Source organism: Streptomyces rubrogriseus (genome assembly GCF_027947575.1).
Lineage (GTDB): Bacteria > Actinomycetota > Actinomycetes > Streptomycetales > Streptomycetaceae > Streptomyces > Streptomyces rubrogriseus.
In genome coordinates this window covers 395,749-421,721 of sequence record NZ_CP116256.1, presented here as the reverse complement: position 1 = coordinate 421,721, position 25,973 = coordinate 395,749, and the positions used below count along the sequence as shown (strand labels likewise).

The 25,973-nt window shown below is 72.6% G+C and carries 22 protein-coding genes and 1 pseudogene; 7 read left to right on the top strand and 16 right to left on the bottom strand.

Features of this window, described 5'->3' with window-relative positions:
- Positions 1 to 18: 18 nt before the first annotated feature.
- A complete protein-coding gene (locus Sru02f_RS01975) occupies positions 19 to 618 on the top strand; it encodes a TetR/AcrR family transcriptional regulator (protein ID WP_174854987.1) in 600 nt (199 codons plus the stop codon).
- A gap of 31 nt (positions 619 to 649) precedes the next feature.
- Here the strand turns inward: Sru02f_RS01975 and Sru02f_RS01970 are convergent, their stop codons facing one another.
- The gene (locus Sru02f_RS01970; RefSeq protein ID WP_109029464.1) at positions 650 to 1,336 is read right to left on the bottom strand and encodes a M23 family metallopeptidase; all 687 of its coding nucleotides are present in this window, start codon (positions 1,334 to 1,336) and stop codon (positions 650 to 652) included.
- 398 nt (positions 1,337 to 1,734) lie between these two features.
- Between Sru02f_RS01970 and Sru02f_RS01965 the strand changes: the two genes are divergently transcribed.
- The 3 genes from Sru02f_RS01965 (at position 1,735) to Sru02f_RS01955 (ending at position 7,710) form a co-directional block, all read left to right on the top strand.
- Positions 1,735 to 4,323, top strand: a complete 2,589-nt coding sequence (locus Sru02f_RS01965; protein ID WP_109029463.1) for an NACHT domain-containing protein — start codon at positions 1,735 to 1,737, stop codon at positions 4,321 to 4,323.
- 8 nt (positions 4,324 to 4,331) lie between these two features.
- Entirely contained in the window at positions 4,332 to 6,917 is a 2,586-nt protein-coding gene (locus Sru02f_RS01960) for an NACHT domain-containing protein (RefSeq protein WP_109029462.1), read from the top strand.
- Between the two features lie 133 nt (positions 6,918 to 7,050).
- Complete coding sequence (locus tag Sru02f_RS01955; RefSeq protein WP_167469297.1) at positions 7,051 to 7,710, top strand: HAD family acid phosphatase; 660 nt, start codon at positions 7,051 to 7,053, stop codon at positions 7,708 to 7,710.
- Positions 7,711 to 7,796: 86 nt separating this feature from the next.
- On the opposite strand, the gene Sru02f_RS01950 is transcribed toward Sru02f_RS01955, so the two are convergent.
- On the bottom strand, positions 7,797 to 10,325 hold the full coding sequence (locus tag Sru02f_RS01950) for an ATP-dependent Clp protease ATP-binding subunit (RefSeq protein WP_109029460.1): 2,529 nt from the start codon (positions 10,323 to 10,325) through the stop codon (positions 7,797 to 7,799).
- A 441-nt stretch (positions 10,326 to 10,766) separates the two neighbouring features.
- Between Sru02f_RS01950 and Sru02f_RS01945 the strand changes: the two genes are divergently transcribed.
- Positions 10,767 to 11,426, top strand: a complete 660-nt coding sequence (locus Sru02f_RS01945) for an SCO3374 family protein (protein WP_373103362.1) — start codon at positions 10,767 to 10,769, stop codon at positions 11,424 to 11,426.
- Positions 11,427 to 11,464: 38 nt separating this feature from the next.
- Here the strand turns inward: Sru02f_RS01945 and Sru02f_RS01940 are convergent, their stop codons facing one another.
- The 10 genes from Sru02f_RS01940 to Sru02f_RS01895 form a co-directional block, all read right to left on the bottom strand.
- The gene (locus tag Sru02f_RS01940; protein ID WP_003975458.1) at positions 11,465 to 11,800 is read right to left on the bottom strand and encodes a histone-like nucleoid-structuring protein Lsr2; all 336 of its coding nucleotides are present in this window, start codon (positions 11,798 to 11,800) and stop codon (positions 11,465 to 11,467) included.
- Positions 11,801 to 12,075: 275 nt separating this feature from the next.
- Positions 12,076 to 12,585 (bottom strand): amino-acid N-acetyltransferase, encoded by a 510-nt coding sequence (locus Sru02f_RS01935; RefSeq protein WP_052843550.1) that lies wholly within the window; start codon positions 12,583 to 12,585, stop codon positions 12,076 to 12,078.
- 9 nt (positions 12,586 to 12,594) lie between these two features.
- Positions 12,595 to 12,993: a BlaI/MecI/CopY family transcriptional regulator gene (locus Sru02f_RS01930; protein ID WP_109029458.1), complete on the bottom strand. Its 399-nt coding sequence runs from the start codon at positions 12,991 to 12,993 to the stop codon at positions 12,595 to 12,597.
- 174 nt (positions 12,994 to 13,167) lie between these two features.
- Positions 13,168 to 13,347 (bottom strand): membrane protein, encoded by a 180-nt coding sequence (locus tag Sru02f_RS01925; RefSeq protein ID WP_011028944.1) that lies wholly within the window; start codon positions 13,345 to 13,347, stop codon positions 13,168 to 13,170.
- A 23-nt stretch (positions 13,348 to 13,370) separates the two neighbouring features.
- Complete coding sequence (locus tag Sru02f_RS01920) at positions 13,371 to 14,006, bottom strand: hypothetical protein (RefSeq protein WP_373103360.1); 636 nt, start codon at positions 14,004 to 14,006, stop codon at positions 13,371 to 13,373.
- A 431-nt stretch (positions 14,007 to 14,437) separates the two neighbouring features.
- Entirely contained in the window at positions 14,438 to 15,235 is a 798-nt protein-coding gene (locus Sru02f_RS01915) for a type III pantothenate kinase (protein WP_003975453.1), read from the bottom strand.
- A 5-nt stretch (positions 15,236 to 15,240) separates the two neighbouring features.
- Positions 15,241 to 16,230, bottom strand: coding sequence for a carboxylating nicotinate-nucleotide diphosphorylase (gene nadC, locus Sru02f_RS01910; RefSeq protein WP_109029456.1), 990 nt, complete (start codon positions 16,228 to 16,230; stop codon positions 15,241 to 15,243).
- A gap of 5 nt (positions 16,231 to 16,235) precedes the next feature.
- On the bottom strand, positions 16,236 to 17,978 hold the full coding sequence (locus Sru02f_RS01905; protein ID WP_109029455.1) for an L-aspartate oxidase: 1,743 nt from the start codon (positions 17,976 to 17,978) through the stop codon (positions 16,236 to 16,238).
- On the bottom strand, positions 17,975 to 18,988 hold the full coding sequence (panC, locus tag Sru02f_RS01900; protein WP_109029454.1) for a pantoate--beta-alanine ligase: 1,014 nt from the start codon (positions 18,986 to 18,988) through the stop codon (positions 17,975 to 17,977). The genes Sru02f_RS01905 and panC overlap by 4 nt, the downstream gene beginning before the upstream one ends.
- Positions 18,985 to 20,238, bottom strand: coding sequence for a DUF2520 domain-containing protein (locus Sru02f_RS01895; protein WP_109029453.1), 1,254 nt, complete (start codon positions 20,236 to 20,238; stop codon positions 18,985 to 18,987). Before Sru02f_RS01895 ends, panC begins: the two co-directional genes overlap by 4 nt.
- A gap of 200 nt (positions 20,239 to 20,438) precedes the next feature.
- Here Sru02f_RS01895 and Sru02f_RS01890 point away from each other — a divergent pair, with 200 nt between their 5' ends.
- Complete coding sequence (locus tag Sru02f_RS01890) at positions 20,439 to 21,650, top strand: threonine aldolase family protein (protein ID WP_109029452.1); 1,212 nt, start codon at positions 20,439 to 20,441, stop codon at positions 21,648 to 21,650.
- A gap of 77 nt (positions 21,651 to 21,727) precedes the next feature.
- Here Sru02f_RS01890 and Sru02f_RS01885 read toward each other — a convergent pair whose 3' ends face one another.
- A complete protein-coding gene (locus Sru02f_RS01885) occupies positions 21,728 to 21,943 on the bottom strand; it encodes a hypothetical protein (RefSeq protein ID WP_174854986.1) in 216 nt (71 codons plus the stop codon).
- Between the two features lie 158 nt (positions 21,944 to 22,101).
- Between Sru02f_RS01885 and Sru02f_RS01880 the strand changes: the two genes are divergently transcribed.
- Positions 22,102 to 23,208, top strand: coding sequence for a DUF5937 family protein (locus tag Sru02f_RS01880; RefSeq protein WP_109029450.1), 1,107 nt, complete (start codon positions 22,102 to 22,104; stop codon positions 23,206 to 23,208).
- A 41-nt stretch (positions 23,209 to 23,249) separates the two neighbouring features.
- Here the strand turns inward: Sru02f_RS01880 and Sru02f_RS01875 are convergent.
- From Sru02f_RS01875 to Sru02f_RS01865, 3 genes and pseudogenes are all read right to left on the bottom strand, one after another.
- A pseudogene (locus Sru02f_RS01875) lies at positions 23,250 to 23,926 on the bottom strand (ATP-binding protein).
- Positions 23,927 to 23,978: 52 nt separating this feature from the next.
- Entirely contained in the window at positions 23,979 to 24,653 is a 675-nt protein-coding gene (locus tag Sru02f_RS01870; protein ID WP_003975444.1) for a response regulator, read from the bottom strand.
- A gap of 65 nt (positions 24,654 to 24,718) precedes the next feature.
- Entirely contained in the window at positions 24,719 to 25,924 is a 1,206-nt protein-coding gene (locus Sru02f_RS01865) for a sensor histidine kinase (protein WP_109029448.1), read from the bottom strand.
- Between the last annotated feature and the right edge of the window lie 49 nt (positions 25,925 to 25,973).

The window sequence follows — 25,973 nt, the reverse complement described above, 5'->3', positions numbered from 1 at the left end:
CAGGAGGTGCGTAGGAGGATGGGCGGCACAATGAACGGCACCAAGCAGCAGCGACGCCGCGGGGACACCCGCCAGCGCATCCAGGACGTGGCGCTCGAGCTCTTCGCGGAGCAGGGGTACGAGAAGACCTCCCTGCGCGAGATCGCCGAGCGCCTGGACGTCACCAAGGCCGCGCTCTACTACCACTTCAAGACGAAGGAAGAGATCCTCGTCAGCATCTTCGAGGACCTCTCCCGGCCGCTGGAGGACCTGATCGAGTGGGGGCGCGAGCAGCCGCACACCCTGGAGACGAAGCAGGAGATCATCCGGCGCTACAGCGAGGCACTGGCCGGCGCGACGCCGCTGTTCCGCTTCATGCAGGAGAACCAGGCCACGGTGCGTGACCTGCGGATCGGCGAGCTGTTCAAGCACCGGATGTTCGGCCTGCGCGACATCCTCATGGACCCCGAGGCGGACCTGGTCGACCAGGTCCGCTGCGTCACGGCGCTGTTCACGCTGCACGCCGGGATGTTCGTGCTCCGGGACCTCGAAGGCGACCCCGAGGAACAGCGTGCTGCCGTTCTCGAGGTCGCCATCGATCTGATCACCCAGGCCCACCGGGGAGCCGCGGGCGCGTAGGGGTGCCGTCACGGCACCCCCGGCCCGTCCGTCAGACGGTCACACCCTTGCCGCGCAGGAAGGCGACCGGGTCCACGGCCGAGCCGTAGTTCGGGGTGGTCCGGATCTCGAAGTGCAGGTGCGGACCGCTGGAGTTGCCGGTGTTGCCGGACTTGGCGATCGACTGGCCGGTCTTCACGATCTGGCCGATCTTCACGTTGATCTTGGACAGGTGCGCGTACTGGGAGTACGTGCCGTTGCCGTGCTTGATGACGATGGCGTTGCCGTAGGCGGGGCCGTCGCCGGCGCCGTTGCCGCCGGCCTTGACCACGGTGCCGCCGTGGGCGGCGACGACGTTGGTGCCGATCGGCACGGCGAAGTCCTGGCCGCTGTGCTTGTGCGCCCACATGCCGCCGTTCTGGGCGAAGCTGGCGCTCAGCTCGTACTTCTTGACCGGGTCGACCCAGGAGGCGGCCTTCTTCTTGGTGGCCGTCTTCTTGGCGGTGGTGCTCTTCTTGGCGCTCGCGGCGGCCTTCTCGGCCTTCGCCGCCTTGGCCTGCGCCGCGGCCTGGGCCTCTACGGCGCTCGCGGCGGCGGTGGTGCTGGAGGCCGCCGTGGTGCCGGTGGCGGCCGCGACCCCGGCTCCCAGTGCGACCGAGGCTCCGAGGCCTGCGGCCATCACCGCGGCGCGGGTGCGGATGGTCGTACGGGAAGAACGGGACGTGACACGCGGAAACATTCGAACCTCATGGGGACGGGTGCAGAGGAATGCCCACCGGCGGGACGCACAAGGCGCTCACCGGGCGGGCTCAACCTTGGTAACCCGGCGACCCCGAACCGCACAAAGGTGTGACCTACGACCCTATTTAGTACTTCAGAGTGAAACTTCATGACTCACACCAGAGCGGCCATTTTGGACAAAACCAGCTCAGAGCCCCGGAAAGCCCCCCATCAAGTGCTCCGGTATGTCCGTTTTCGTAGTTCTTGCGGCGGCCACTATTCCCCGTAGTACACGGCAATCGGCCTGTGCGGCACATCACCGGTGGGCATGATCGAAGAGGCGGTGAATGTGACGGGGGCTACTCCCGTCCCGGTTAACCCGCCCCCCGTACAAGGGCGTTCACCTAGGCTCGGGGCATGGTCGACGTCACAGCACTCGGGGCCCGTGTCGCGTCCAGCGCGGTCGTACCGCTCGTCCGGCGGCTCTTCGTCCGGGACGGGCCGGGAGCGGGGCTGGTGGACCGCCCGGTGCGGATATCGGCGCTGGTGTCCTTCCGGGGCGAGAAGCGGAACGTCACGCCCGAGGACGTCGACAGGATCGCCGGAGAGCTGGTCCGCAGGGCGCTGACCTCGGCCGGACCCGGCGAGGAGCCCGTGGACGCCGCGGAGGCGGCGGCCGTCAAGGACGCCCTGGCCCGCACGCTCGCCCGGCTCGGCGAGATCACCGTCGAGGACTACGAGGCCGTCGGGCTCGGCCCCGAGCGCTTCGCCCGCGAGCTGGGCGCCGGCGTGCCCCTGGCCCCGTACGGGCTCGGCGAGGGCGGCACGCTGCTGTACGAGCGGCTGCTGCACACCGCCTCGCTGCACATCCTGAACTTCCTCACCCAGCGCTCCACCTACGTCGCCCGCCAGCAGACCGTCCAGACGCAGCAGCTGGCCCGGCTGGTCCGGGCCGTCGACGTCCTGCTGGAACGGCTGCCGTCCCAGTCCGCCGAGGACGCCGGGTTCGAGGAGCGCTACGCGGACCACGTCGCCGCCCGGCACGGCACGCTCACCATCTACGGGCTGGACGCCGGGACCCGGGAGTGGCCGCTGGACACGGCGTACCTGAGCCTGGAGGCGACCCGGCCGCAGCACGGGCGGCAGGCCCCCGCGGGGGCCGGTCCGCTGCGCGTCTCCGCCGAGCAGGTGCTCGCCGGACACGACCAGGTGTTCCTGCGCGGCGTCGCCGGGTCCGGCAAGACGACCCTCGTGCAGTGGCTCGCGGTCACGGCCGCGAGCCGGGTCTACGACCATGGGCTGACCCACCTCATCGGGCGCGTGCCGTTCGTGCTGCCGATGCGCCGGATCGTGCGGCCGGGGGCGGAGCTGCCGTTACCCGGGGACTTCCTGCGGGCGGTCGGCGCGCCCGTCGCGGGAGAGCAGCCGCCCGGCTGGGCCGAGCGTGTTCTGCGGGCCCGGCGCGGGGTACTGCTGATCGACGGCATCGACGAGATCGCGGACGACCGCCGGGCCACGGTCCGCCGCTGGCTCCGCGAACTGGTGCGGACCTTCCCGGGCAACCTGTGGCTGGTCACCTCGCGCCCCTCGGCCGTACCGCAGGACTGGCTGGCCGCCGAGGGGTTCCACGAACTGGACCTCGCCCGCATGGGACCTACGGAGGTCGACACGTTCATACGGCGCTGGCACCGTGCGGCCGGGGCCGAGGAAGCGGTGGGCGAGGCGCTGCGACGGTCCGTGCGGACCACCACCGAACTGAACCGCCTGGCCACCAACCCCCTCATGTGCGGCATGCTGTGCGCCCTGCACCGCGACCGGCGCGGTTTCCTCCCGCAGGACCGACGGTCCCTGTACGAGGCCGCTCTGACCATGCTCCTGGAACGCCGGGACCGCGAGCGCGAGCTGCACGCCCCCGCCGGGACCGCCCTGTCGTACGCGACCCAGGTGCAGCTGCTGCAGAAGCTGGCGTGGTGGCTGATCCGCAACGGCCGGGCGGAGCTGGACCGGTCCGAAGCACTCCAGATCATCGGCCGGGCCCGGCCGGCGCTGAACCTCGCCGGTGTCGGCGACGAGGAGGTATACGCCGCGCTGCTGCTGCGCTCCGGACTGCTGCGCGAGCCCGCCGAGGGCCGGGTGGACTTCCTGCACCGCACCTTCCAGGACTATCTGGGCTCCCGGCTGGCCGTTCAGGAGATGGACTTCGACCTGCTGGTCGACCACGCCGACCGGGACGAGTGGGAGGACGTGATCCTGCTTGCCCTCGCGCACGCCCGGCCCAAAGAGGCGGAGCACATGCTGCGCCGGCTCACGGAGCCGGGCACCCCGCGCGGCTCGCTGCTCGCGGCGGCCGGACTGCACTACACGGCGGAGGTGGAGCCGGGGGTCCGCGAGCGGGTGGAGCGGGGGCTCGCGGCCCATGTCCCGCCGAACGACCTGGCGGCGGCGCAGCAGGTGGCGCGGGCCGGGGGTGATCTGGTGCTGGGCATGCTGCCCGGCCCGGACGGCATCGACGAGCGGACGGCGTACATGACCGTGCAGACCGCGATCGAGGTCGGCAGCGAGGCGGCGCTGCACTTCCTGCGCCGCTACCGGGACCATCCGAGCGAGGAGGTCCAGCGGGCCCTGGCCGCCGCATGGGACCGCTTCGACCGGGCCCGGTACGCGCACGAGATCCTCGCCCACCTGTCCTACCAGTCGTATCTCATGGTGACCACGCCCGAGGACCTCCGCACGCTCGGCGCACTGGGCGGCTGGCAGCGCCTCATGATCCACGGCTCCTACCGGGTCGAGGACCTGACGGCCCTGATCGTGCCCGACCGGCTCACGCACCTGGCACTCGACGCACCGCACCCGGTGGAGGGGCTGTCCTGGCTGTCGGCCTTCCCCCGCCTGTCATCGGTCTACGTGGGCACGGACGTGGACGGGTCGGTGGCCGGGCAGGTCCCGGCCTGGGTGGCGGAGTTCGAGACGCCGTCGTCCGCAGAGCGCACCCACCTCGGGGAGTAACCACCTTCATGGATGCCGTCGTCCGTACGCCCTCCCGTCTCGCCGCCCCCCTCGTCCACCGGCTCTTCCGCGACCCCGCCCGGCCGCCCGTGTTCTCCGAACCGGTCCCCGGCCTCGTCTCCTGGCGCGGTGCCAGGGCCACGGCCACCCCGGACGAGGTCCACCGCACCGCCGCCGACCTGGTGCACCTCGCCGCCGAGCGGCATGCCGCGCCCACCGCCGAACTGGCCCCGGTCGTCGACGTCCTGGCCCGCACCCTGCTCGCCATCGCCGAGGTCGACGTCACCGACGCCGACGCCGTACGGCTGGGTCCGCAGGACTACGCGCGGCGGCTGCGGGGCGCGGTGCAGGGCGCCGACCGGGAGCTGTCGCCGGACGCGGCCTGGTTCCACGACGCGCTGCTGGTGTCGGTGTGCCTGCACGTCCTGCACCACCTGGTACGGCGCTCCGCCTACCTCCAGCGGCAGCTGCCGGGGCGGGCCAGCCGGATCGCCCAGCTGGTCGACCTGGGCGACGCGGAGGCGGCGGCCCGGCATGCCGAACGGCCGCAGGAGGACGTGGCGTTCGAAGCCGAGTACGCCGAGTGGGTGGCCCGGCGGCACGGCTGGCTGACCATCGTCGGCGTCGACTTCCCCAACGCGCCCGACCGTTGGCCCCTGGAGGAGACCTACCTGAGCCTGGAGGCGGAGGAGCGCAGCGGCGGGGTGGGCGGCACCGAGGACGAGCAGCGCACCGTGCTGCTCGCGGACCGCGCCCTGGAGGACCACGACCGGGTGCTGCTGCGCGGCGGCGCGGGTTCGGGCAAGACGACCCTCGTGCAGTGGCTGGCCGTCGCCGCCGCCCGGGAGGGCTCCCGGATCCCCTTCGTGCTGCCCGTGCGGCGTTTCGCCCGCGAGGGCTTCCCGGCCCCGGACGACTTCCTGCACGCGGTCCGGCACCCGCTCGCCGACCGGGCTCCGGAGGGGTGGGTGGTGCGCACCCTGCTCGCGGGCCGGGCGCTGCTGCTGGTCGACGGCATCGACGAGGCGCCGGAGAAGACGCGGGGCGAGCTGCGCGACCGGCTGCGGCGGCTGCTGCGGGTCTTCTCCGGCAACGGCTGCCTGGTCACCTCCCGGCCCTCCGCCGTCTCGGACGGCTGGCTGTCGGGGGGCGGGCTGGCCGAGGAGGACTTCGTCGAGCTGTCGCTTGCGCCCATGTCCCGGGACCGGGTGACCCGGTTCATCCGGGACTGGCACTCGGCGGCCCGCCTCGACGAGCAGAGCCGCTCCCCCGGTCCGCGGGAACGCGAGCGGGAGCGCAGCACGCTGGACGAGTACGAGCAGCGGCTGCTGCACTCCGTACGGATCTACCGCGAACTGCGCCAGCTCGCCACCAACCCCCTGATGTGCGGCCTGATATGCGCCCTCAACCGGGACCGGGCGGGCTCCCTGCCCAGCGGCCGCAAGGAGCTGTACGACGCCGCCCTGGAGATGCTGCTCCAGCGCCGCGACCCCGAACGGGACGTGCTGTACGCCGACGACGTGCGGCTCCAGCAGAGCACCAGGGAACGGCTGTTGCAGAAACTGGCCCACGCCATGCTGGAGGAGGACGCCTCCGAGCTGCCCCGGGAGCGGGCGGTGGGCATCCTGGACGCCGCGCTGCCCGCGATGCCCGCCGCCCGCGCGCAGGGGGACGGCGCGAAGATCTTCCGGCATCTGCTGCACCGCACGGGCCTGTTGCGCGAACGGTCGGGCGAGTCGGTCGACTTCGTCCACCGCACCTTCCAGGACTACCTGGCCGCCAAGGAGATCGTGGCCCGCGGCCGCTTCCCCACGCTGGTGGACCACGCCCACCAGTCCGAGTGGGAGGAGGTCATCCGCATGGCCGCCGCCCACGCCCGCCCCGAGGAGTGCGCCCAGTTCCTGGAACGGCTGCTGGCGCCCGCGCCGGGACTGCGCCGCCCGCAGATCAACCACCGGCGGCTGATGGCCGCGGCCTGCCTGGACCACGTCACCGAACTCGACCCGGCCGTCCAGCGGCTCGTCCACGACCGCACGAAGAACCTGGTGCGCCCGACGACCGAGCTGGCCGCCCGGGGGCTCGGCTGGGTCGGCCCCATCGTCCTGGAGCTGCTGCCCGACCCGGGCCAGGTCCCCGACGACCGGCAGGCCCTGCTGCTCGCCTGCACCGCGACCCGCGTCCAGGACGACGCGGCCATCGACTACCTGGTCCGGCTGCGCTCCCGTGCCGCCCTGCCGGTGCGCACCGAACTGGCCCGGGGCTGGCGGCACTTCGACACCGAGCGCTACGCCCAGGAGATCATCGCCCACCTGGACCCGGACGGCCTCTACTTCCCGGTCGCCGACACCGCCGAGATGGCGGCGCTGCGCGAACTCGGCGGGCGGCCGCGCATCCAGGTGGCCGGGGTGATGCGGGCCGAGGAGCTGCTGGCGGGATTGCTGCCCGACCAGCTGACCCACCTGTGGCTCAACGCGGAGCTGCCCGACACGGACGTCTCGTGGCTCTCCGGCTTCCCCCAGCTGCGGGTGCTGCGGGTCAATCCCCGGCTGCCGCGGGTGCGGAACGTGCCGGACGGGGTGGAGATCACGGCATAGGCGCAGGCCGGAGAGCTGACTACTGCTCAGTAACCCAATCGTTGCCGTCCGGCCACTTGCTGGGGCAAGCATGCACGCGACAACTTTGCCGTCAGGCATCCGCGCAGGCAGGCATGAGAGGACCCCACCCCCCATGACCGTTCAGAACGGACAGACCAGACAGACCCGGCGCCGCACCTGGACACGGGTCGCCGGCACGGCCGCCGTGGTCGCGGCGGCGCTCACCGCCACCGTCACACCGTCCGTCGCCGCCCCGGCCGAGACCCCGCCCGCGTCCGTGACGGCGGCCGCCGCCGACGACGTCGACTACGACACCTGGCAGCGGGACTGCGCGGCCGTCATGGACACGGCGCTGCCGTACCTGAAGGAGCGGATCGCCGACTCCGCCCCCGGTGAGAAGCAGGCCGTCGTCCTCGACATCGACAACACCTCCCTGGAGACCGATTTCGGCTTCAGCTACCCCCAGCCCGCCAACCGGCCGGTCCTGGAGGTCGCCGAGTACGCCCAGGAGCACGGCGTCGCCCTGTTCTTCGTGACCGCCCGCCCCGGCATCATCGAGGCGCCCACCAAGTGGAACCTCGCCCACGCCGGGTACGAGTCCTCGGGGCTGTACGTCCGCGGCTTCCTGGACCTGTTCAAGGACGTCGCCCAGTACAAGACCGAACAGCGCGCCGAGATCGAGTCGGACGGCTACACGATCATCGCGAACATCGGCAACAGCGCCACCGACCTGTCGGGCGGCCACGCCGAGAAGACGTTCAAGCTCCCGGACTACGACGGCCAGCTGTCCTGACGCCTGGCACCTGACACCTGACGTGAAAAGGGGCTGCTCCGGGACCGAGGTCCCGGAGCAGCCCCTTTCGGGCTCACCCCGGAGGGCTACGCCTCCTTGCTCAGGTTCGGACCCGCGCCGCCACCGGCCGCCTGCTCGATCGGCGGGACGTCGGGGAGGGTCGACTTCTCCTCACCCCGGAAGGTGAAGGTCGCCGCGTCGCCCTCGCCCTCGGTGTCCACGACCACGATGTGACCGGGACGCAGCTCGCCGAAGAGGATCTTCTCCGACAGCGAGTCCTCGACCTCGCGCTGGATCGTGCGGCGCAGCGGACGCGCGCCCAGCACCGGGTCGTAGCCCCGCTTGGACAGCAGCTCCTTGGCGGACTGGGAGAGCTCGATGCCCATGTCCCGGTCCTTGAGGCGCTCGTCGACCTTCTGGATCATCAGGTCGACGATCTGGAGAATGTCGTCCTGGCTGAGCTGCGGGAAGACGACCACGTCGTCGACACGGTTGAGGAACTCGGGCCGGAAGTGCTGCTTCAGCTCGTCCTGGACCTTGTTCTTCATGCGCTCGTAGTTGGACTTCGTGTCGCCCGCGGCGGCGAAGCCGAGGTTGAAGCCCTTGGAGATGTCCCGGGTGCCGAGGTTGGTCGTCATGATGATGACCGTGTTCTTGAAGTCCACGACCCGGCCCTGGGAGTCGGTCAGGCGACCGTCCTCCAGGATCTGCAGAAGGCTGTTGAAGATGTCCGGGTGGGCCTTCTCGACCTCGTCGAAGAGGACGACCGAGAACGGCTTGCGGCGGACCTTCTCCGTCAGCTGGCCGCCCTCCTCGTAGCCCACGTAGCCGGGGGGCGAACCGAAGAGGCGCGAGACCGTGTGCTTCTCGCTGAACTCCGACATGTCGAGGGAGATCAGCGCGTCCTCGTCACCGAAGAGGAACTCGGCGAGCGCCTTGGACAGCTCGGTCTTACCGACACCGGACGGGCCGGCGAAGATGAACGAGCCACCGGGACGCTTCGGGTCCTTCAGGCCGGCACGGGTACGGCGGATCGCCTTGGAGAGCGCCTTGACGGCGTCCTTCTGGCCGATGACCCGCTTGTGGAGCTCGTCCTCCATGCGCAGCAGGCGGGACGACTCCTCCTCCGTGAGCTTGAAGACCGGGATGCCGGTCGCGGTCGCGAGGACCTCGGCGATCAGCTCGCCGTCGACCTCGGCGACGACGTCCATGTCGCCGGCCTTCCACTCCTTCTCCCGCTTGGCCTTCGCGGCGAGGAGCTGCTTCTCCTTGTCGCGCAGGGAGGCGGCCTTCTCGAAGTCCTGCGAGTCGATCGCGGACTCCTTGTCGCGGCGGACGCCGGCGATCTTCTCGTCGAACTCGCGGAGGTCCGGCGGCGCGGTCATCCGGCGGATGCGCATCCGGGATCCGGCCTCGTCGATCAGGTCGATCGCCTTGTCCGGCAGGAAGCGGTCCGAGATGTAGCGGTCGGCGAGCGTCGCCGCCTGGACCAGGGCCTCGTCCGTGATGGAGACGCGGTGGTGGGCCTCGTAGCGGTCGCGCAGGCCCTTGAGGATCTCGATCGTGTGCGGCAGCGACGGCTCCGCGACCTGGATGGGCTGGAAGCGGCGCTCGAGGGCCGCGTCCTTCTCCAGGTGCTTGCGGTACTCGTCCAGCGTGGTCGCACCGATGGTCTGCAGCTCACCGCGGGCCAGCATCGGCTTGAGGATCGACGCGGCGTCGATGGCGCCCTCGGCGGCACCCGCACCGACCAGCGTGTGCAGCTCGTCGATGAACAGGATGATGTCGCCGCGGGTGCGGATCTCCTTGAGCACCTTCTTCAGGCGCTCCTCGAAGTCACCGCGGTAGCGGGAGCCGGCGACCAGGGCGCCGAGGTCCAGGGTGTAGAGGTGCTTGTCCTTGAGGGTCTCGGGCACCTCGCCCTTGACGATGGCCTGCGCGAGGCCCTCGACGACGGCGGTCTTGCCGACGCCGGGCTCACCGATGAGCACCGGGTTGTTCTTGGTACGGCGGGACAGCACCTGCATGACCCGCTCGATCTCCTTCTCGCGCCCGATGACCGGGTCGAGCTTGGACTCACGAGCGGCCTGGGTGAGGTTCCGGCCGAACTGGTCGAGGACCAGGGACGTGGAGGGGGTGCCCTCCGCAGGACCGCCGGCGGTGGCGGTCTCCTTGCCCTGGTAACCGGAGAGCAGCTGGATGACCTGCTGCCGCACCCGGTTCAGATCTGCGCCCAGCTTGACCAGGACCTGGGCGGCGACGCCCTCGCCCTCGCGGATCAGGCCGAGCAGGATGTGCTCCGTGCCGATGTAGTTGTGGCCCAGCTGGAGGGCCTCGCGGAGCGACAGCTCCAGAACCTTCTTGGCACGGGGGGTGAAGGGGATGTGGCCGGACGGGGCCTGCTGGCCCTGGCCGATGATCTCCTCCACCTGCTGGCGGACCGCCTCGAGCGAAATCCCGAGGCTCTCAAGGGCCTTGGCGGCGACACCCTCACCCTCGTGGATCAGGCCCAGGAGGATGTGCTCGGTGCCGATGTAGTTGTGGTTGAGCATCCGGGCTTCTTCCTGAGCCAGGACGACAACCCGCCGCGCGCGGTCGGTGAACCTCTCGAACATCGTTAATCGCTCCTCAGAGCGGTCAGGCAGTAAGGGGAACTTCCCCTCCCTGTCCTTCCGCAGCTTAGTCCCGCAAGCGGGGACCGCTCATTCCAACTGCCGACACCGTCGATGGCCTCCTGACCCCTGACGCCGACATCTGCCACAACCCGATGGTGCGAGACGATGTTCCCGCAGGCCAGGCACTTACCCCACTCGCCAGTACGCCGATGGCGAACGCGAGACGGCCCGATCTGCATGTCGCCCCCTCCCACTAGGGATGTCTTACCCGCGGGGACTGACACTCCATGCCGCGCGCACCGGTTCCCTCCGCTACGGGCGAACAACCTTGCGCCTCCCCGCACCCCCGCACGCCCCCTCTTGACGCCCTGTTCCGCCACTCTGTGCACTCCTGCCGCCACCCAGCGTAACCCGAGCGCTCTTTCGACTGTTGCACTTGGCATGGTTGGCGCCTCGCACTCGGTCCCCGTCGCTCCCGCGTCCCCCGTCGTGCCGTCGCCCCGCCGGCCCACCGGGAACGGCGGCTCGGCCCGGGAGCGGACACGGTGGTGGTACGAGAGCGTGCTCGGGTGGCCGACGGCGCCCGGGGAGCCGGTGCGGCTGCGCACGGGCGTCCGCTTCGACGTCCTGGACGTGCCGACCGCCGCGGGGTACGCGACGCTGGAGCGGCTCGGGTGGTCCGGCCGGGGCCCGCAGGGGTTCCCGGTGGCCGTCCGGGGCGAGCGGATGCTGCTGCTCGTGGCGGCGGGCGGCGCGGAGGAGCTGCCCGGGCTGCTGGAGTGGCTGGAGTGGGGCTCGCTGGCGCTCGACCTGACGGCGGTCGGAGCGGACGGCCTCGTGGAGGCGCCCCTTGTCCCGGTCGTCCCGGAGCCCCGCCCGGCCGGGCCGCCGCGTCCCCCGGAGCGCGACGGCGTGCGGGGGCCGCCATCTGGCTGCGGCCCCCGGAGCCGGGGTGCGGGGCGGGGTCCTCGCTGCCGGCGCTGTCGGCCCTCGGCGGCGCCGGCAACGCCCTGGATCTCGTCCGGCTGGTCCGCACACTGGCCACGCAGTGCCACCGGGTCCGGCTCACCGCCGACCGCCCACCTCGGGCGCGGCCGGTGACGCGGTCGATGGCGCCGCCGGTGGCGCGGGTCGAATAATCAGCCGTTGGCCTGCTCGTACGCCTCGCGGACCTTCGCGGGGACGCGGCCGCGGTCGTTGACGTCCCAGCCGTTCTCCTTGGCCCAGGCGCGGATCGCCGCGGTGTCCTGGCTGCCCCCGGAAGCGGCGCGCGCCTTGCCGCGGCCGCCCGAGGCGCGGCCCCCGGTACGACGGCCACCCTTCAGGTACGGATCGAGAAGACCCCGGAGCTTGTCCGCATTGGCGGTGGTGAGGTCGATCTCGTAGGTCTTGCCGTCCAGTGCGAACGTCACGGTCTCGTCTGCCTCGCCGCCGTCGAGGTCGTCGACAAGAAGGACCTGAACCTTCTGTGCCACCGGATTTCCTTTCATCGATAACTTGAGGGCCGGGGGTCCGTCGGCGTCCGCCGTATCGCCGTCCCTTGTTATATGCAGTACTGCAGTACGCCGGAAAGCAAACCGCTTTTGCCGGAAAAACACAAACCCCCGGCAGAGACCGGTAGCTCGACTCCGGGCCGGAAACGTGCGCGTTTCGGACATAGGGGAACCCATGAAGGGCACGTCGGTGGAATAAACCTCGAACGGATCGCGAAGGGTGCTCGGGGCCGCGGATGCCTAGCGTCGGGCGGCGATCACAGATGCAGAAGCATCCGGCTGTTGCCCAAGGTGTTCGGTTTCACTCGTTCGAGCCCCAGGAACTCCGCAACGCCCTCGTCATAGGAACGCAGCAGCTCCGCGTACACATCGGTGTCGACCGGCGTCTCCCCGATCTCCACGAAGCCGTGCTTGCCGAAGAAGTCCACTTCGAAGGTCAGACAGAAAACGCGGCGAACACCGAGCCAGCGTGCCGTGTCCAGCAACTTCTCCAGCAGCTTGTGGCCGACGCCCGCGCCCTTCAGGCCGGGCTTCACCGCGAGAGTCCGCACTTCCGCGAGGTCTTCCCACATCACGTGCAGCGCGCCGCAGCCGACCACCTCGGCGTTGTCGTCCCGTTCCGCGACCCAGAACTCCTGGATGCTCTCGTAAAGCGTCACCATCGCTTTGTCGAGCAGGATGCGGTCACGGACGTACGCGTCGAGCAGCCGGCGTACGTCCGGGACATCGCTGGTGCGGGCCCGCCGGACGCTGATGGCATTTGACATGTGGGGACGCTATCGCTCGCCGCCGTCCGCTACCGCGCCGGGTCCCGGTGCGGGGGTTTCCGGTCCCTGCACGATGCGGATGGCGTCTCCGAGCGCCTGGCGCTGTTCCTCGCTCATCATGCCGAAGAAGGCGACGAGGGCGGCGGCGGGGTTGTCGCTCTGGGACCAGGCATCGTTCATGAGGGCGGCGGCGTAGGCGGCGCGAGTGGAGACCGCCTCATATCGATAGGCCCGGCCTTCGGACTCGCGGCGCACCCAGCCCTTCTGATGGAGATTGTCCAAAACGGTCATCACGGTGGTGTACGCGATGGACCGTTCCTGTTGCAGGTCTTCCAGGACTTCTCGAACGGTCACGGGGCGGTTCCACTTCCACACCCTCGTCATGACCGCGTCTTCGAGTTCTCCCAATGGGCGAGGCACGCTTCGAACGATAGTGGGAGATCGGAGCGATCGCGTGCCGGACGTGCGGCTTCGCCGGAAAACGGGCACAAAAGGGGCGTACGGCTCCTCGGAAGAGGGAGCCGTACGCGGTCCGTCCAGAGGTCGGACTTCGGGGTCGGGCCTCGGGGTCGGGCCTCGGGGTCAGGCCTCGGGGTGGGGGGACTGCTGTCGGGCACCCTCCGCCCGTGCGAGGGCGGCGTCGACGACCGCGTCCTCCTTGGCCTTGTTGGCGCCGCCCTGGGTCTTCACGATCACCCGGATCAAGCCGATGAAGAAGACGGCCATGACGGCCGGGGGCAGGAGCGCGGAGACGTAGTCCATGGGACCAGGGTAGCCAGGCGCCGTCAGCCGACGGCCAGGTGGTGCCGGGAGTCCGGGGCGGGCGGGGGCGGCGGGGCGGGCTTGCGGGGCGGGAAAACCTCGCCGGGGGTGGGGACGGGGCGCTTGGGGGTCTCGGGGGCGGGGGCGGGGGCCGGGCGGGGGGACGGTTTCGCGGCGGGCTTCTGCGGGGGCTCCTTGCCGGACTGGCGGCCGCCGGGGACGGCGTGGAGGCGGGTGCGGGCGGCGGGGAGGGTGACGGTGGGCGCGGTGGGGGTGGTGGGCGCGGTGGCCGTCTCGGGGGCGCAGCGGGCCAGGAGGGCGGCTGCGGCGGGGGTGCCGCGCAGGGCGCCCAGGGCGGCCAGGTCGTCCGCGCCGGGGCGGTGGCCGGCGCCCAGTGCCTCGTCCAGGAGCGCGAGGTAGCCGGTGGCGGTACCGGGGAGGGCGGCGCGGTACCGGGCCAGGTCGGCCAGCAGGAAGGAGCGCAGCCTGGCGCCCTCCCGCATCGCCTCGTCGAGCGAGTCTGCGAGGTGGAGGCAGTCCTGGGCCTCCTGGGCCGAGACCGGGCTGGGGTTCAGGGCGAGGGCGAGGGCTCGCCGGAGCACGCGAAGCTCCTGAGCACCGAACGCCATGCCGCCGCGGGGTCCGTAGGGCGTGGGCATGCGGCGACGATACGCGCTAATCAGACAAACCCCGCATAGGGTGCGCGGGTGTGGCGCACGCCCCCACCCGGATGCGGGTGCCTGCGGCGGCCTGCGGGGGTTCGGTGGGGGTGCGCGTAGCGCGGTGCCTGCGGTGGGTGGGTCGGGGTCGCGCCGGGGGGTGTCCGTCCTCGGAACGGCGCGGAATCGGTCACTTGAAGAGGCTCGGCGCGTTGACGCGCCAACCGCTGCGGGCGGACACCCCCCGACACGACCCCTTCTCGCCGTACGCGGCTCTCCCGCCGCGTCGCACCCGCCGCAGCTGCGGGCAGTCGCCGCCCTCTGCCGCCGCTGCGGGCAGTCGTGCCGCTGGGGCGGCACGGGTGGGCGCAGCGGCACCCCGCAACGCCGGGCCGCGCTCCCCCCCTCGCGCCCGCACCCGCGCCGGAGCGCTACATGCGCGACACGTTGCGCTCGTACACCAGCCGCAAACCCATCAGCGTCAGCCACGGCTCGTGCTCGTCGATGACCGAGGACTCGCCCAGCACCATCGGCGCCAGCCCGCCCGTCGCGATGACCGTCACGTCGTCCGGGTCGTCGGCCAGCTCCCGCGCCATCCGGTTGACGACGCCGTCGACCTGGCCGGCGAAGCCGTACACGATGCCGGACTGCATCGCCTCGACCGTGTTCTTGCCGATCACGCTGCGGGGGCGGGCCACCTCGATCTTGCGGAGCTGCGCGCCCTTGACGCCCAGCGCCTCGACCGAGATCTCGATGCCGGGTGCGATGACGCCGCCGATGTACTCCCCGCGCGCGCTGACCGCGTCGAACGTCGTCGCCGTGCCGAAGTCCACGACGATCGCCGGGCCGCCGTAGAGCTCGACGGCCGCGACCGCGTTGATGATGCGGTCGGCGCCGACCTCCTTGGGGTGGTCGGTGAGGATCGGGACGCCGGTCTTGACGCCCGGTTCGACGAGGACCGCGGGGACGTCGCCGTAGTAGCGGCGGGTGACCTCGCGGAGTTCGTGGAGGACGGAGGGGACCGTCGCGCAGATGGCGATGCCGTCGATGCCGTCGCCCAGTTCGTCGCCGAGGAGGGGGTGCATGCCCATGAGGCCCTGGAGGAGCACCGCCAGTTCGTCGGCCGTGCGGCGCGAGTCCGTGGAGATGCGCCAGTGCTCGACGATGTCCTCGCCGTCGAAGAGGCCGAGGACGGTGTGCGTGTTGCCTACGTCGATCGTCAGCAGCATGGCGTCTACTCCGCCGCTCGCAGGTCCAGGCCGATGTCCAGGATCGGGGAGCTGTGGGTGAGGGCGCCCACGGCCAGGTAGTCGACGCCCGTGGCCGCGTACGCCTTGGCGTTGGTGAGGGTCAGGCGGCCGGAGGCCTCCAGGGCGGCCCGGCCGGCGACCAGGGCGACCGCTTCCTCGCACTCGTCCGGGGTGAAGTTGTCCAGGAGGATCAGGTCGGCGCCCGCGTCCACCACCTCGCGCAGCTGGTGCAGGGTGTCGACCTCGACCTCGATGGGCACCTCGGGGAAGCTCTCGCGCACGGCGTTGAAGGCCTCGGCGACGCCGCCCGCGGCGACCACGTGGTTGTCCTTGACCAGGGCCGCGTCCGAGAGGGACATGCGGTGGTTGACGCCGCCGCCGCAACGGACCGCGAACTTCTCCAGGCCGCGCAGGCCAGGCGTCGTCTTGCGGGTGTCGCGGACCTTGGCCTTCGTGCCGTCCAGGGCGTCCGCCCACGCGCGCGTGGCCGACGCGATGCCCGACATGCGGCACAGGAGGTTCAGCGCGCTGCGTTCGGCGGTCAGGATGTCGCGGGTGCGGGTGGTGACGGAGAGCAGCTTCTGGCCCTCCTCCACGCGGTCGCCGTCCTCGACGTGGCGCTCCACCTCAAACTCGTCGGTGCAGACGACCGACAGCACCGCCTCGGCGACCCTGAGGCCCGCCACGACGCCCGCCTCGCGGGCGGTGAAGTCGGCCGTGGCCACGGCGTCCTCGGGGATGGTCGCCACCGTCGTCACGTCCACGCCGCCGGCCAGGTCCTCCTGGATGGCGACGTTCGCGATGTCCTCGACCTCGACGGGGTCGAGGCCGGAGTCCAGCAGGAGGGCGGCGAGGGACGGGTCGAGGCCGCACTCCATGTAGGCGTCTTCTTCGGTGTCCGCGCCGCAGGCACAGCCGTCGCCGCAGCCTCCGGTGGAGGCGAGGGGGAGTTCGGTGGGGTCGGAGGGGTTCACTGCTGTCACTGCTCCTGGGGACGGTGCGTCGGCTGGGCGCCGTGGACGGTCGGGGGGAATTCTGGCGTGTCCGTGGTGTGCACGGCGAGGGTGCGATCAGGGTTCAGCCGTACGACGACGTGGCGGCGCCACGTGGTGTCGTCGCGGTCCGCGTGGTCCTCGCGCCAGTGGCAGCCGCGGGTCTCCTCGCGCTGTGCCGCCGCGGCGACCAGGACGCGGGCCACGCACAGGAGGTTGGTGGCCTCCCAGGTGTCGACACCGGGTTCGGAGGTCTTGCCGTGCTCGTGCAGGGCCTCGCGGGCCTCGGCGTGGAGGCCGTGCAGCCGGTCGGCCGCGCGCGCGAGGGAGTCCGCCGAGCGCAGGACGCCGGCGCCCTCCGTCATGATCCGCTGGATGGTGAGGCGCGCCTCGGGCGGGAGGAGGGGGTGCTGCGGGTGTCGCGGGTGGTCCGGCTGTGGGAGGGGGGCCGGTACGCGCGCGTGGAGGGTGCCGGCCGTGTGGGTGGCCGCTATGTCGGCCGCGATGCGTTCGGCGTACACCAGGCCCTCGAGGAGGGAGTTGGAGGCCAGGCGGTTGGCGCCGTGCACGCCCGTGCAGGCGACCTCGCCGCAGGCGTACAGGCCGGGGACCGTCGTACGGCCGTGGGCGTCGGTACGGACGCCGCCCGAGGCGTAGTGGGCGGCCGGGGCGACCGGGACCGGTTCGGTGACCGGGTCGATGCCGTGGGCGCGGCAGGCGGCGAGGATCGTGGGGAAGCGGTGCTCCCACATCGTCCTGCCGAAGTGGCGGGCGTCCAGGTACATGTGGTCGGCGCCGTGCTCCTGCATGCGGCGTGTGATGGCCTTCGCGACGATGTCCCGCGGGGCGAGTTCCGCCAGTTCGTGCTGCCCCTGCATGAAGCGCACGCCGTCCGCGTCCACCAGGTGGGCGCCCTCGCCGCGTACCGCCTCGGAGACCAGGGGCTGCTGGCCCTCGGCGTCCGCGCCCAGGAAGAGGACGGTGGGGTGGAACTGGACGAACTCGAGGTCGCTGACCTCGGCACCGGCGCGCAGGGCGAGGGCCACTCCGTCGCCCGTGGAGACGGAGGGGTTCGTCGTCGCCGAGAAGACCTGGCCCATGCCGCCGGTGGCGAGGACGACCGCGGGGGCGTGCACCGCCCCGACGCCGTCGTGCTGGCCCTCACCCATGACGTGCAGGGTGACACCCGCGGTGCGGCCCTCGGCGTCCGTGAGGAGGTCCAGGACGAGCGCGTTCTCCACCGTGCGCAGCCCTCGCGCGCGTACCGCCTCGACCAGGGCGCGGGAGATCTCGGCGCCCGTGGCGTCGCCGCCCGCGTGGGCGATGCGGCGGCGGTGGTGGCCGCCCTCGCGGGTGAGGGCCAGGCCGCCCTCGGTGGACTCGTCGAAGTGCGCGCCGGTCGCGATGAGCCGGCGTACGGCGTCGGGGCCCTCTGTGACCAGGATGCGGACCGCTTCCTCGTCGCACAGGCCGGCGCCGGCGACCAGGGTGTCGTCCAGGTGCTGCTCGGGGGTGTCGCCCTCGCCGAGGGCCGCGGCGACGCCGCCCTGGGCCCAGCGGGTGGAGCCGTCGTCCAGCCGGGCCTTGGTGACGACGACGGTCCGCAGACCTGCGGACTCGCAGCGCAGGGCCGCGGTCAGGCCCGCGACGCCGGAGCCGACGACCACCACGTCCGCGGCGATGGCCCAGCCGGGCGCGGGGGCGTGCAGTCGTATGCCTGTGCTGGTCACGAGGCGGCTCCGAGGGGTCCGAAGGTGAGGTGGACGTTGTCGATCAGGCGGGTCGCGCCGACCCGGGCGGCGACGGCGAGGACGGCCTCGCCGGTGTGGTCGTCGCCGATCTCGGTGAAGTCCGACGGGTCGACCAGGGCGAGGTAGTCCAGCTCCAGGGGCGGGGTGGCCCGGGCGGCGTCGTCCAGCACCAGGCGGGCGGCGTCCCGGACGGCCGTGGCGCTGCCGGGGGCGGAGGTGGCGACGGCGTGGGCGTCGGCCGCCGCGCGGGACTCGCCCAGGGCGCTGAGCGCCTCGGCGCGGGCCTGGGTGGCGGGCACCTCGCGGGCCCTCGCGCACAGCGCCTCCTGCGCGGCGTGCCGGTCCAGCCCCGCGAAGAGGGCCTGGGAGAGCGCGAGGGCGGTGCGGCGTTCCGCCGTCGAGAGGTAGCGGTTGCGGCTGGACAGGGCGAGGCCGTCCTCCTCACGCACGGTGGGGACGCCGACGATCTCCACGCCGAAGTTCAGGTCGCGGACCATGCGGCGGATCAGCGCGAGCTGCTGGGCGTCCTTCTGACCGTAGAGGGCGAGGTCGGGGCGGGTGAGGTGGAGCAGCTTGGCGACGACGGTGAGCATGCCGTCGAAGTGGCCGGGGCGTGAGGCGCCCTCCAGGCGTTCCCCCATGGGGCCCGCGGTGACGCGCACCTGAGGTTCGCCGCCCGGGTAGACCTCGTCGACGGCAGGGGCGAAGACGGCGTCGGCGCCCGCCCGCCCGGCGATCTCCAGGTCGGCGTCCAGGGTGCGCGGGTAGCGGTCGAGGTCCTCGCCGGCGCCGAACTGGAGCGGGTTCACGAAGACCGTGACGACGACCTCGCCGTCCGGTCCGGCGATGTCGCGCGCCGTGCGGATCAGGGTGGCGTGGCCCTCGTGCAGGGCGCCCATGGTCATCACCACGGCCCGGCGACCGCGCCGCACACGCGCGTGCAGCTCGCCGGCGGTGCGCAGGAGGACGGGAGGGGTGGGGGTCGTCATCGTGCGCCTCCGTCGTCGGTGCCGGTCGGGCCGGTCGGGCCCGTCGGGCCGGTCGGGCGTTCAGGGCCGGTGGGACCGTCGGGGCCGGTGGCGCCGTCGGGGTCCGGGGTGCCCTCGGAGCCCGCGTTGGCGCCGGGTGTGTGTGTCCGGCCGTGGGGTCCGTCCGTGGCCGGGCCGTCCGTGGCCGGGCCCTGCGCGTCGGTGGGGCCGTCGGGGCCGGTGCTTCCGTCAGGGCCCGGGGTGCCCTCCGGGCCAGGGGCGCCCTCGGCGTCCGTGTCGGCGTCGGGGGTGCGTTCCGGGCCGGTGGAGGCGTCCGCGGCCGGGATTCCGGTGGGGCCCGGGCCTGGGGAGTTCTCGGCGAGTACGCCGAGCAGGTCCTCGGCGAGTTCGGGCTTCAGCAGGCCGTGGTCCAGGGCGCGGTCGGCGGTCGCGCGGGCCATCGCCAGGTAGCCGGCGACGGCCTGGGGGGCGTGTTCGCGCAGCTCCACGATGTGCGCGGCGACCGTGCCCGCGTCGCCGCGCGCGACGGGGCCGGTGAGGGCCGCGTCGCCGGAGCGCAGCGCGTTGTCGAGGGAGGCGCCCAGCAGCGGGCCGAGCATCCGGTCGGGGGCCGTCACGCCGGCCGTGCGCAGCAGCTCCATGGACTGGGCGACGAGGGTGATCAGGTGGTTGGAGCCCAGCGCCAGCGCCGCGTGGTACAGCGGGCGCCGGTCCTCGGCGATCCACTCCGGCTCGCCGCCCATCTCGATGACCAGGGCCTCGGCGGCCAGCCGCAGCTCCTCGGGCGCGGTGACGCCGAAGGAGCAGCCGGCCAGGCGCTGGACGTCCACCGGGGTGCCGGTGAAGGTCATCGCCGGGTGCAGGGCCAGCGGCAGGGCGCCGGCGCGCAGCGCGGGGTCCAGGACCCTGGCTCCGTACCGCCCGGAGGTGTGCACCAGCAGCTGGCCAGGACGCACCGCCCCCGTCTCGGCGAGCCCGGTCACCAGGCCGGGCAGGGCGTCGTCGGGGACGGTCAGCAGGACCAGCTCGGCGCGCTGGAGGACCTCCGCGGGCGTCATGAGCGGCACGTCGGGCAGGAGGGCGGCGGCACGCCTCCTGGAGGCGTCGGAGACCCCGGAGACGGCCACCGGACGGTGCCCGGCGAGCTGGAGGGACGCGGCCAGCGCGGGGCCCACCCGCCCGGCGCCGACGACGCCTACGGTGAGCCGCGCGGGGCGGTCCTTGGGGTCTGCCTGTGGGGTTGTGTTCACGCGACGGCGGCCTTCCCGTTCCAGTCCGCTCGGGGTACCGGACGATTTCTCGTCATGTTAACGCGATCGGTCCGGGCGGCGTCCGGTTGTCCACAGGCTGTGGGTTTCCGTGCGGCGCCGGAGCACACACCACGCGCGCGTGTCGGAACGTGTGCGGAAACCGGGTGCCCGGCGCGCGGTCCGCGCGACATGATCCCTGCATGAGCGACACGGCAGAACAGGAAGAGCGGGCGGCACCGGCCGGACCGGAAGCGCCGCCGGCCAAGGACGAGCCCGAGGAGCAGCGCAACAGGCGCGGCCGGGAGCGGCGCGTGGCCGCCCTCCGCGGCGCGCGGCGCGTACTCGCCCGCCCGGGCTTCGTCACGACCCTGCGCGAGCGCATCGCCCTGCTCGACGGGGCCGAGGAGCTGTACGACCTCGACGAGCCCTCCGACATGTACGGCAACGGCGTCGTCGAGGCCCTCGAGGAGAGGACCGCCGCCCTGCTCGGTACGGAGGCCGCCGCCTTCTTCCCGACCGGGACCATGGCCCAGCAGGTGGCCCTGCGCTGCTGGGCGGGCCGCACCGGCAACCCGGTCGTCGCCCTGCACGGTCTCGGCCATCCCGAGCGGCACGAGCGCAACGCCTTCAGCCGGGTCGGCGGCCTGCACCCGGTACGGCTGACCGACGCGCCCAGGCCGCCGACCGCCGACGAGGTGCGCGGCTTCGAGGAGCCGTTCGGGGCGCTGATGCTGGAACTGCCGCTCAGGGAGGCCGGATACCTGCTGCCCACCTGGGAGGAGCTCACCGAGGTCGTCGAGGCCGCCCGGGAGCGCGACGCGGTGGTCCATTTCGACGGGGCCCGCCTGTGGGAGTGCACCGTCCACTTCGGCCGCCCCCTGGCCGAGATCGCGGGCCTGGCGGACAGCGTGTACGTCTCGTTCTACAAGTCCCTCAAGGGCTACGGCGGCGGCGCCCTGGCCGGTCCCCGGACGCTGGTCGAGGAGGCGAAGGCCTGGCGGCACCGGTACGGCGGCCAGGTGTTCCAGCAGTTCCCCACGGCGCTGTCCGCCCTGGCGGGCCTGGAGCGCGAGCTGCCCCGGCTGCCCTCGTACGTGGCCCACGCGCGCGTGGTGGCGGCCGCGCTGCGCGAGTCACTCGCGGCGGCGGGGCTGCCGTGGGCGCGGGTGCACCCCGCGGTGCCGCACACGCACGAGTTCCAGGTCTGGCTGCCCTGCGAGCCCGACGCGGCGGGTGAGGCCGCGCTCCGGCAGGCCGAGGAGACCGGGACGATGCTGTTCTCCCAGCCCTGGGACGCGGCCGGTCCCGGGGTCGCCCTCACTGAGGTCTCGGTGGGCGAGTCGGGGCTGGAGTGGACGGCCGACGACGTGCGGGCGGCGGTCGCCGACTTCGCCGCCCGGCTGACGGCCTGACGGCCTGACGGGCGGGCGCGGGACCCGGCCTCCCGCCGACGGCCGGACGGACCGGTCGGCGGGGGCCGCCCGCCCGGTCAGCCCAGGGCCCGCGGCCACCGGGACCGCCACCGGCGCAGAGCCCGCCGTACCCGCCCGCGCGCCGGGCGGCCGGCGAGCACGGCCTGGAACCGACGGCGGTCGTGCCACTCGCGGACGACCCGCCGGTCGTGGGCGCCGGGCGCGGGCGGCGCGGGCTCACCGAGCTGCCGGGCCCGGTAGGTGTCGAGGAGGTACTGCTGCGTGATGCTCATGGCGGATCGCCCTCTCAGGGAGACGTAGAGGTGGGTACGGGCTCCGCGGTTGCCCCGGCGACCCCAGCCTGCGCCGGTCCCCGCCCCGCGGTCGCGCCGATTGACGGCGGCGGTCAATCGGCGGCGGCGTTGTCGGTGGCGGCGTGCACCATGGGGGCATGAGCGTGCGCATCGACATCACGGGGCTGCGGCCGGAGCGGGTCGCCGTCGTGCCCTCTCCGCTGGCCGAGCTGGGTATGGCGCTGCACGCGCTGTCCGAGCCGGGGCACCACCCCGGGCTCCAGGGCTGGGTGACGGGCGTGACCGCCCGGCTCGACTCGCACCTGGCGGACCGGATGTGCGAGGCCGACTTCCTGTGGCGGACGACCTTCTCGGACCTGTTCATGCCGTTCGCCGGGGTGCCGGGCCGCAGCACCCTGCCCGGTGCCACCCTCGCCGACGACCTGGACCTGCTCGACAAGCTGTCCGACGAGCAGTTCGTCGACGCGGCCCTGGAGTTCACCTGCGCGCTGCCGTACAGCACCGGCGGGGTCTCGGCGCTCGACGACTCCGAGGTGCGCCGGCGCGCGCTGGACCTGGCCGCCGCGCGGGGACCGCAGCAGCTGCGCTTCAGCGAGCGGCTGCTGGCCGATCCGCCGCGGATCCGGGACTGGCTGCGGCAGTTCGCCCGGGACTGCGACGAGGCGTTCTTCGCCGAGGCCTGGTCCCGGCTGCGCCACCAGCTCGCGGCCGACGCCCGCCGCAAGACGGACCTGCTGCGCCACAAGGGCCTCGCCGAGGCCCTGGCCGCCGTGTCCCCGGCGGTGACCCTGGACGAGGGCGCCGCCCGGATCACCGTCGACAAGCTCGGCGACGGCCGTTCCGCGACGGCGGACGGCGGCCTGCTGCTGGTCCCGACGAGCCTGGGCTGGCCGCACCTGATGGTCCTGCACCGGCACGACTGGCAGCCGGTGCTGCACTACCCGGTCGGCTCCCCCGAGCTGGCCTCACCGCCCTCGGTCGAGCAGCTCACGATGCGGATGACGGCGCTGTCCCACCCCGTCCGGATGCGGATCTGCCGGTACCTGGCCCGCAGTGCGTACACCACGGGCGAGCTGGCGCAGGTGCACGGGATGACGGCGCCCGAGATATCCCGGCACCTGGGCGTGCTGAAGAAGGCCGGACTGGTCACCACCCGCCGCCGCGGCCGGTACGTCCTGCACCAGCTGGACGTCACGGTGGTGGCCCGGCTGGGCAGCGACTTCCTGGAGGGGATACTGCGCTAGCGCCCCCCTGGCGTCGCGGGGGGGGGCTGCGGGCCGGCCGGTCAGTCGACCCGGATGTGCCGGATCCCGACCCCCGCCTGCCGCATCCGGGTGCGCAGGGCGCCCTCGTTGTTGGGTTTCAGGGTGAGCCCCGCGAGGACGGCGATCCGGTCGGCGGTCTTCGGGACGGTCGTGTGGTCCGTCCACAGGTGCTCGGCGAACTCCGGCTCGGCCAGCCGCTCCAGGCAGTGGTCGAGCTGTCGCACCGCCCAGCTCTCCCGACGCGGCCCGCCAGCCTGCCCCGTCCTCCCCGTCACGTACCGCAGGGCGTGCCCGGGGCCGCGTTCGCGCAGCCGTCGCAGGACGGTCTCGCGTTCGGCGAGGAGACTGAAGTGGTGGACGTCGTGGCCCAGTTCGCGCAGCCTGCCGACGGTCTCGGCGAAGTACCCGGGGTCGGTGACGGTCATGGGCGCGATCACCACGCCGTCGTGCTTGGTGAGGGCCAGGTCCAGCACCTCCACGACGCCCTGCCGCCAGGAGACCAGGTCCTGGAAGTTGTCGATCAGCGGCCTCCGGCCGCGGGCCTCCCGCAGCTCGGGCGGCAGCATGCGGCGCAGCCCGAAGCCCGCGTGCTCGGGGTCGCAGACGACGCTGCCGGGGAGTCTGCGCCGTATCTCGTGCGCAGGCAGCGACTGGATGGATTGCCGCCCCCAAAGGGGCCGTTGATCCACAGGAGCATGCGCAGACCCTACCGACGAGCGGTCCGACGCGGAGCCCTCCGCACAGGTCCGTCAGCCCTGTCCGCCGCCGGCCCGCACCAGCCCCGTCTCGTAGGCGAGGACCACCACCTGCACGCGGTCGCGCAGGCCCAGCTTGGTCAGGATGCGGCCCACATGGGTCTTCACCGTCGCCTCGGACAGCACGAGCCGCGCCGCGATCTCGCCGTTGGACATGCCCTGCGCCACCAGCACCATCACCTCGCGCTCCCGCTCGGTGAGCCGCTGGAGCTCCTTCTGCCGGGGCTCCTGCCCGGTGGCGGGCAGCATCGGCGCGAACCGGTCCAGCAGCCGCCGGGTGGTGGAGGGGGCCACCACCGCGTCGCCGCTGTGCACGGAGCGGATCGCGGCGAGCAGCTCGCCGGGCGGCACGTCCTTGAGCATGAAGCCGGAGGCGCCCGCCTTCAGCGCCGAGAACGCGTACTCGTCGAGGTCGAAGGTGGTCAGGATCAGCACCTTCGGCGCGTTCGGGTCCACGCAGATGCGGCTGGTGGTCTCCACGCCGTCGAGCTTGGGCATGCGGACGTCCATCAGGACGACGTCCACGGCGGTCGAGCGCAGCACCTGGAGCGCCTCGACGCCGTCGCCCGCCTCCGCGACGACCTCCATGTCCGGCTGGGCCGCCAGCACCATCCGGAACCCGGTGCGCAGCAGCACCTGGTCGTCGACGAGCATCACGCGGATCGCCATCGGGGCCTCTTCTTCCTTCGCTTCCTTACAGGTGTCAATGCGGTACGTGCGTGGGGGCGCGGTGGTCAGGGCGCGGGTTTCAGCGGCAGCAGCGCACTGATGCGGAATCCTCCGCCCGGACGCGGGCCCGCGTCCAGGGTTCCGCCGACCATGCCGATCCGCTCGCGCATGCCGATCAGCCCGTGGCCCTGGCCGTCGAAGCCGCCCTCCTCGTACAGCTCGTGCGGGGCGCCCTTGCCGTCGTCCTCGATGAGCAGCCCGAGACCGTCGTCGAAGTAGACCAGGCGCACACTCGCGCCCGCGTTCTCGCCGCCGTGCTTGCGCGTGTTGGTCAGCGCCTCCTGCACGATGCGGTACGCGGTCAGCTCGACGCCGCTGGGCAGTTGCCGGGGGGTGCCCTCGATCTTGAAGTCGACCGGCAGCCCGGAGGTGCGGCACTGCTCGACGAGGTCCTCGATCTGCTCGACGTCGGGCTGCGGCACGTACTCCCCGGCCTCCTTGTGCTCGCCGGTGCGCAGCACGCCGAGCAGGCGGCGCATCTCGGCGAGCGCCTGCCGGCCGGTGGAGGAGATGGTCTCCAGGGCCTTCTTCGCCTGGTCGGGCGCCGCGTCCAGGACGTAGGCGGCGCCGTCGGCCTGCACCACCATGACGGAGACGTTGTGCGCGACGACGTCGTGCAGCTCGCGCGCGATCCGGGCGCGCTCGGCGGCGACCGCGACCTTGGCCTGTGCCTCGCGCTCCTTCTCCAGCCGGGTCGCGCGCTCCTCCAGCTGCGCGAAGTAGGCGCGCCGGGTGCGGATGGAGTCGCCGAGCACCCAGGCCAGCGCGAAGGGGACCGCCTGGAAGACCGTCACGGCGATGGTGGTGCCCATGCCCAGCTCGCTGTCGGACCAGCGCAGCTGAGCCAGGGGCGCCGCGCACAGGCCGGTGGCCAGCGCGGTCCGGGAGGCCCAGCGGGCGCCGGTCGCGGCCACGGTGTAGATGATCACCAGGAAGGCGAAGTCGGCGGGCATCGTCGAGACGTCGAAGACCAGCTGCCCCACACCGAGCACGACGGCGAGCAGCAGCATCCGCTCCGGCGCCCGCTGGCGCAGCGCGATCACGACGCCGAGCAGCACCACGAAGGGGACGATCAGCGCCAGGTTGTCCGTCCCGTCCGCCCGCGTCCCCGGGGTCGCCGCGGAGACCAGGGAGATTCCGAGCACGACGAAGGCCCAGAACGAGTCGACACCGGTCGGGTGTCGGCGGAGGAAGTCGTAGAGGCGCTGCACGTAACCCAGCGTAGGGAAGCGGAATAGGTGCAGGGGTCAACCGGAGGGC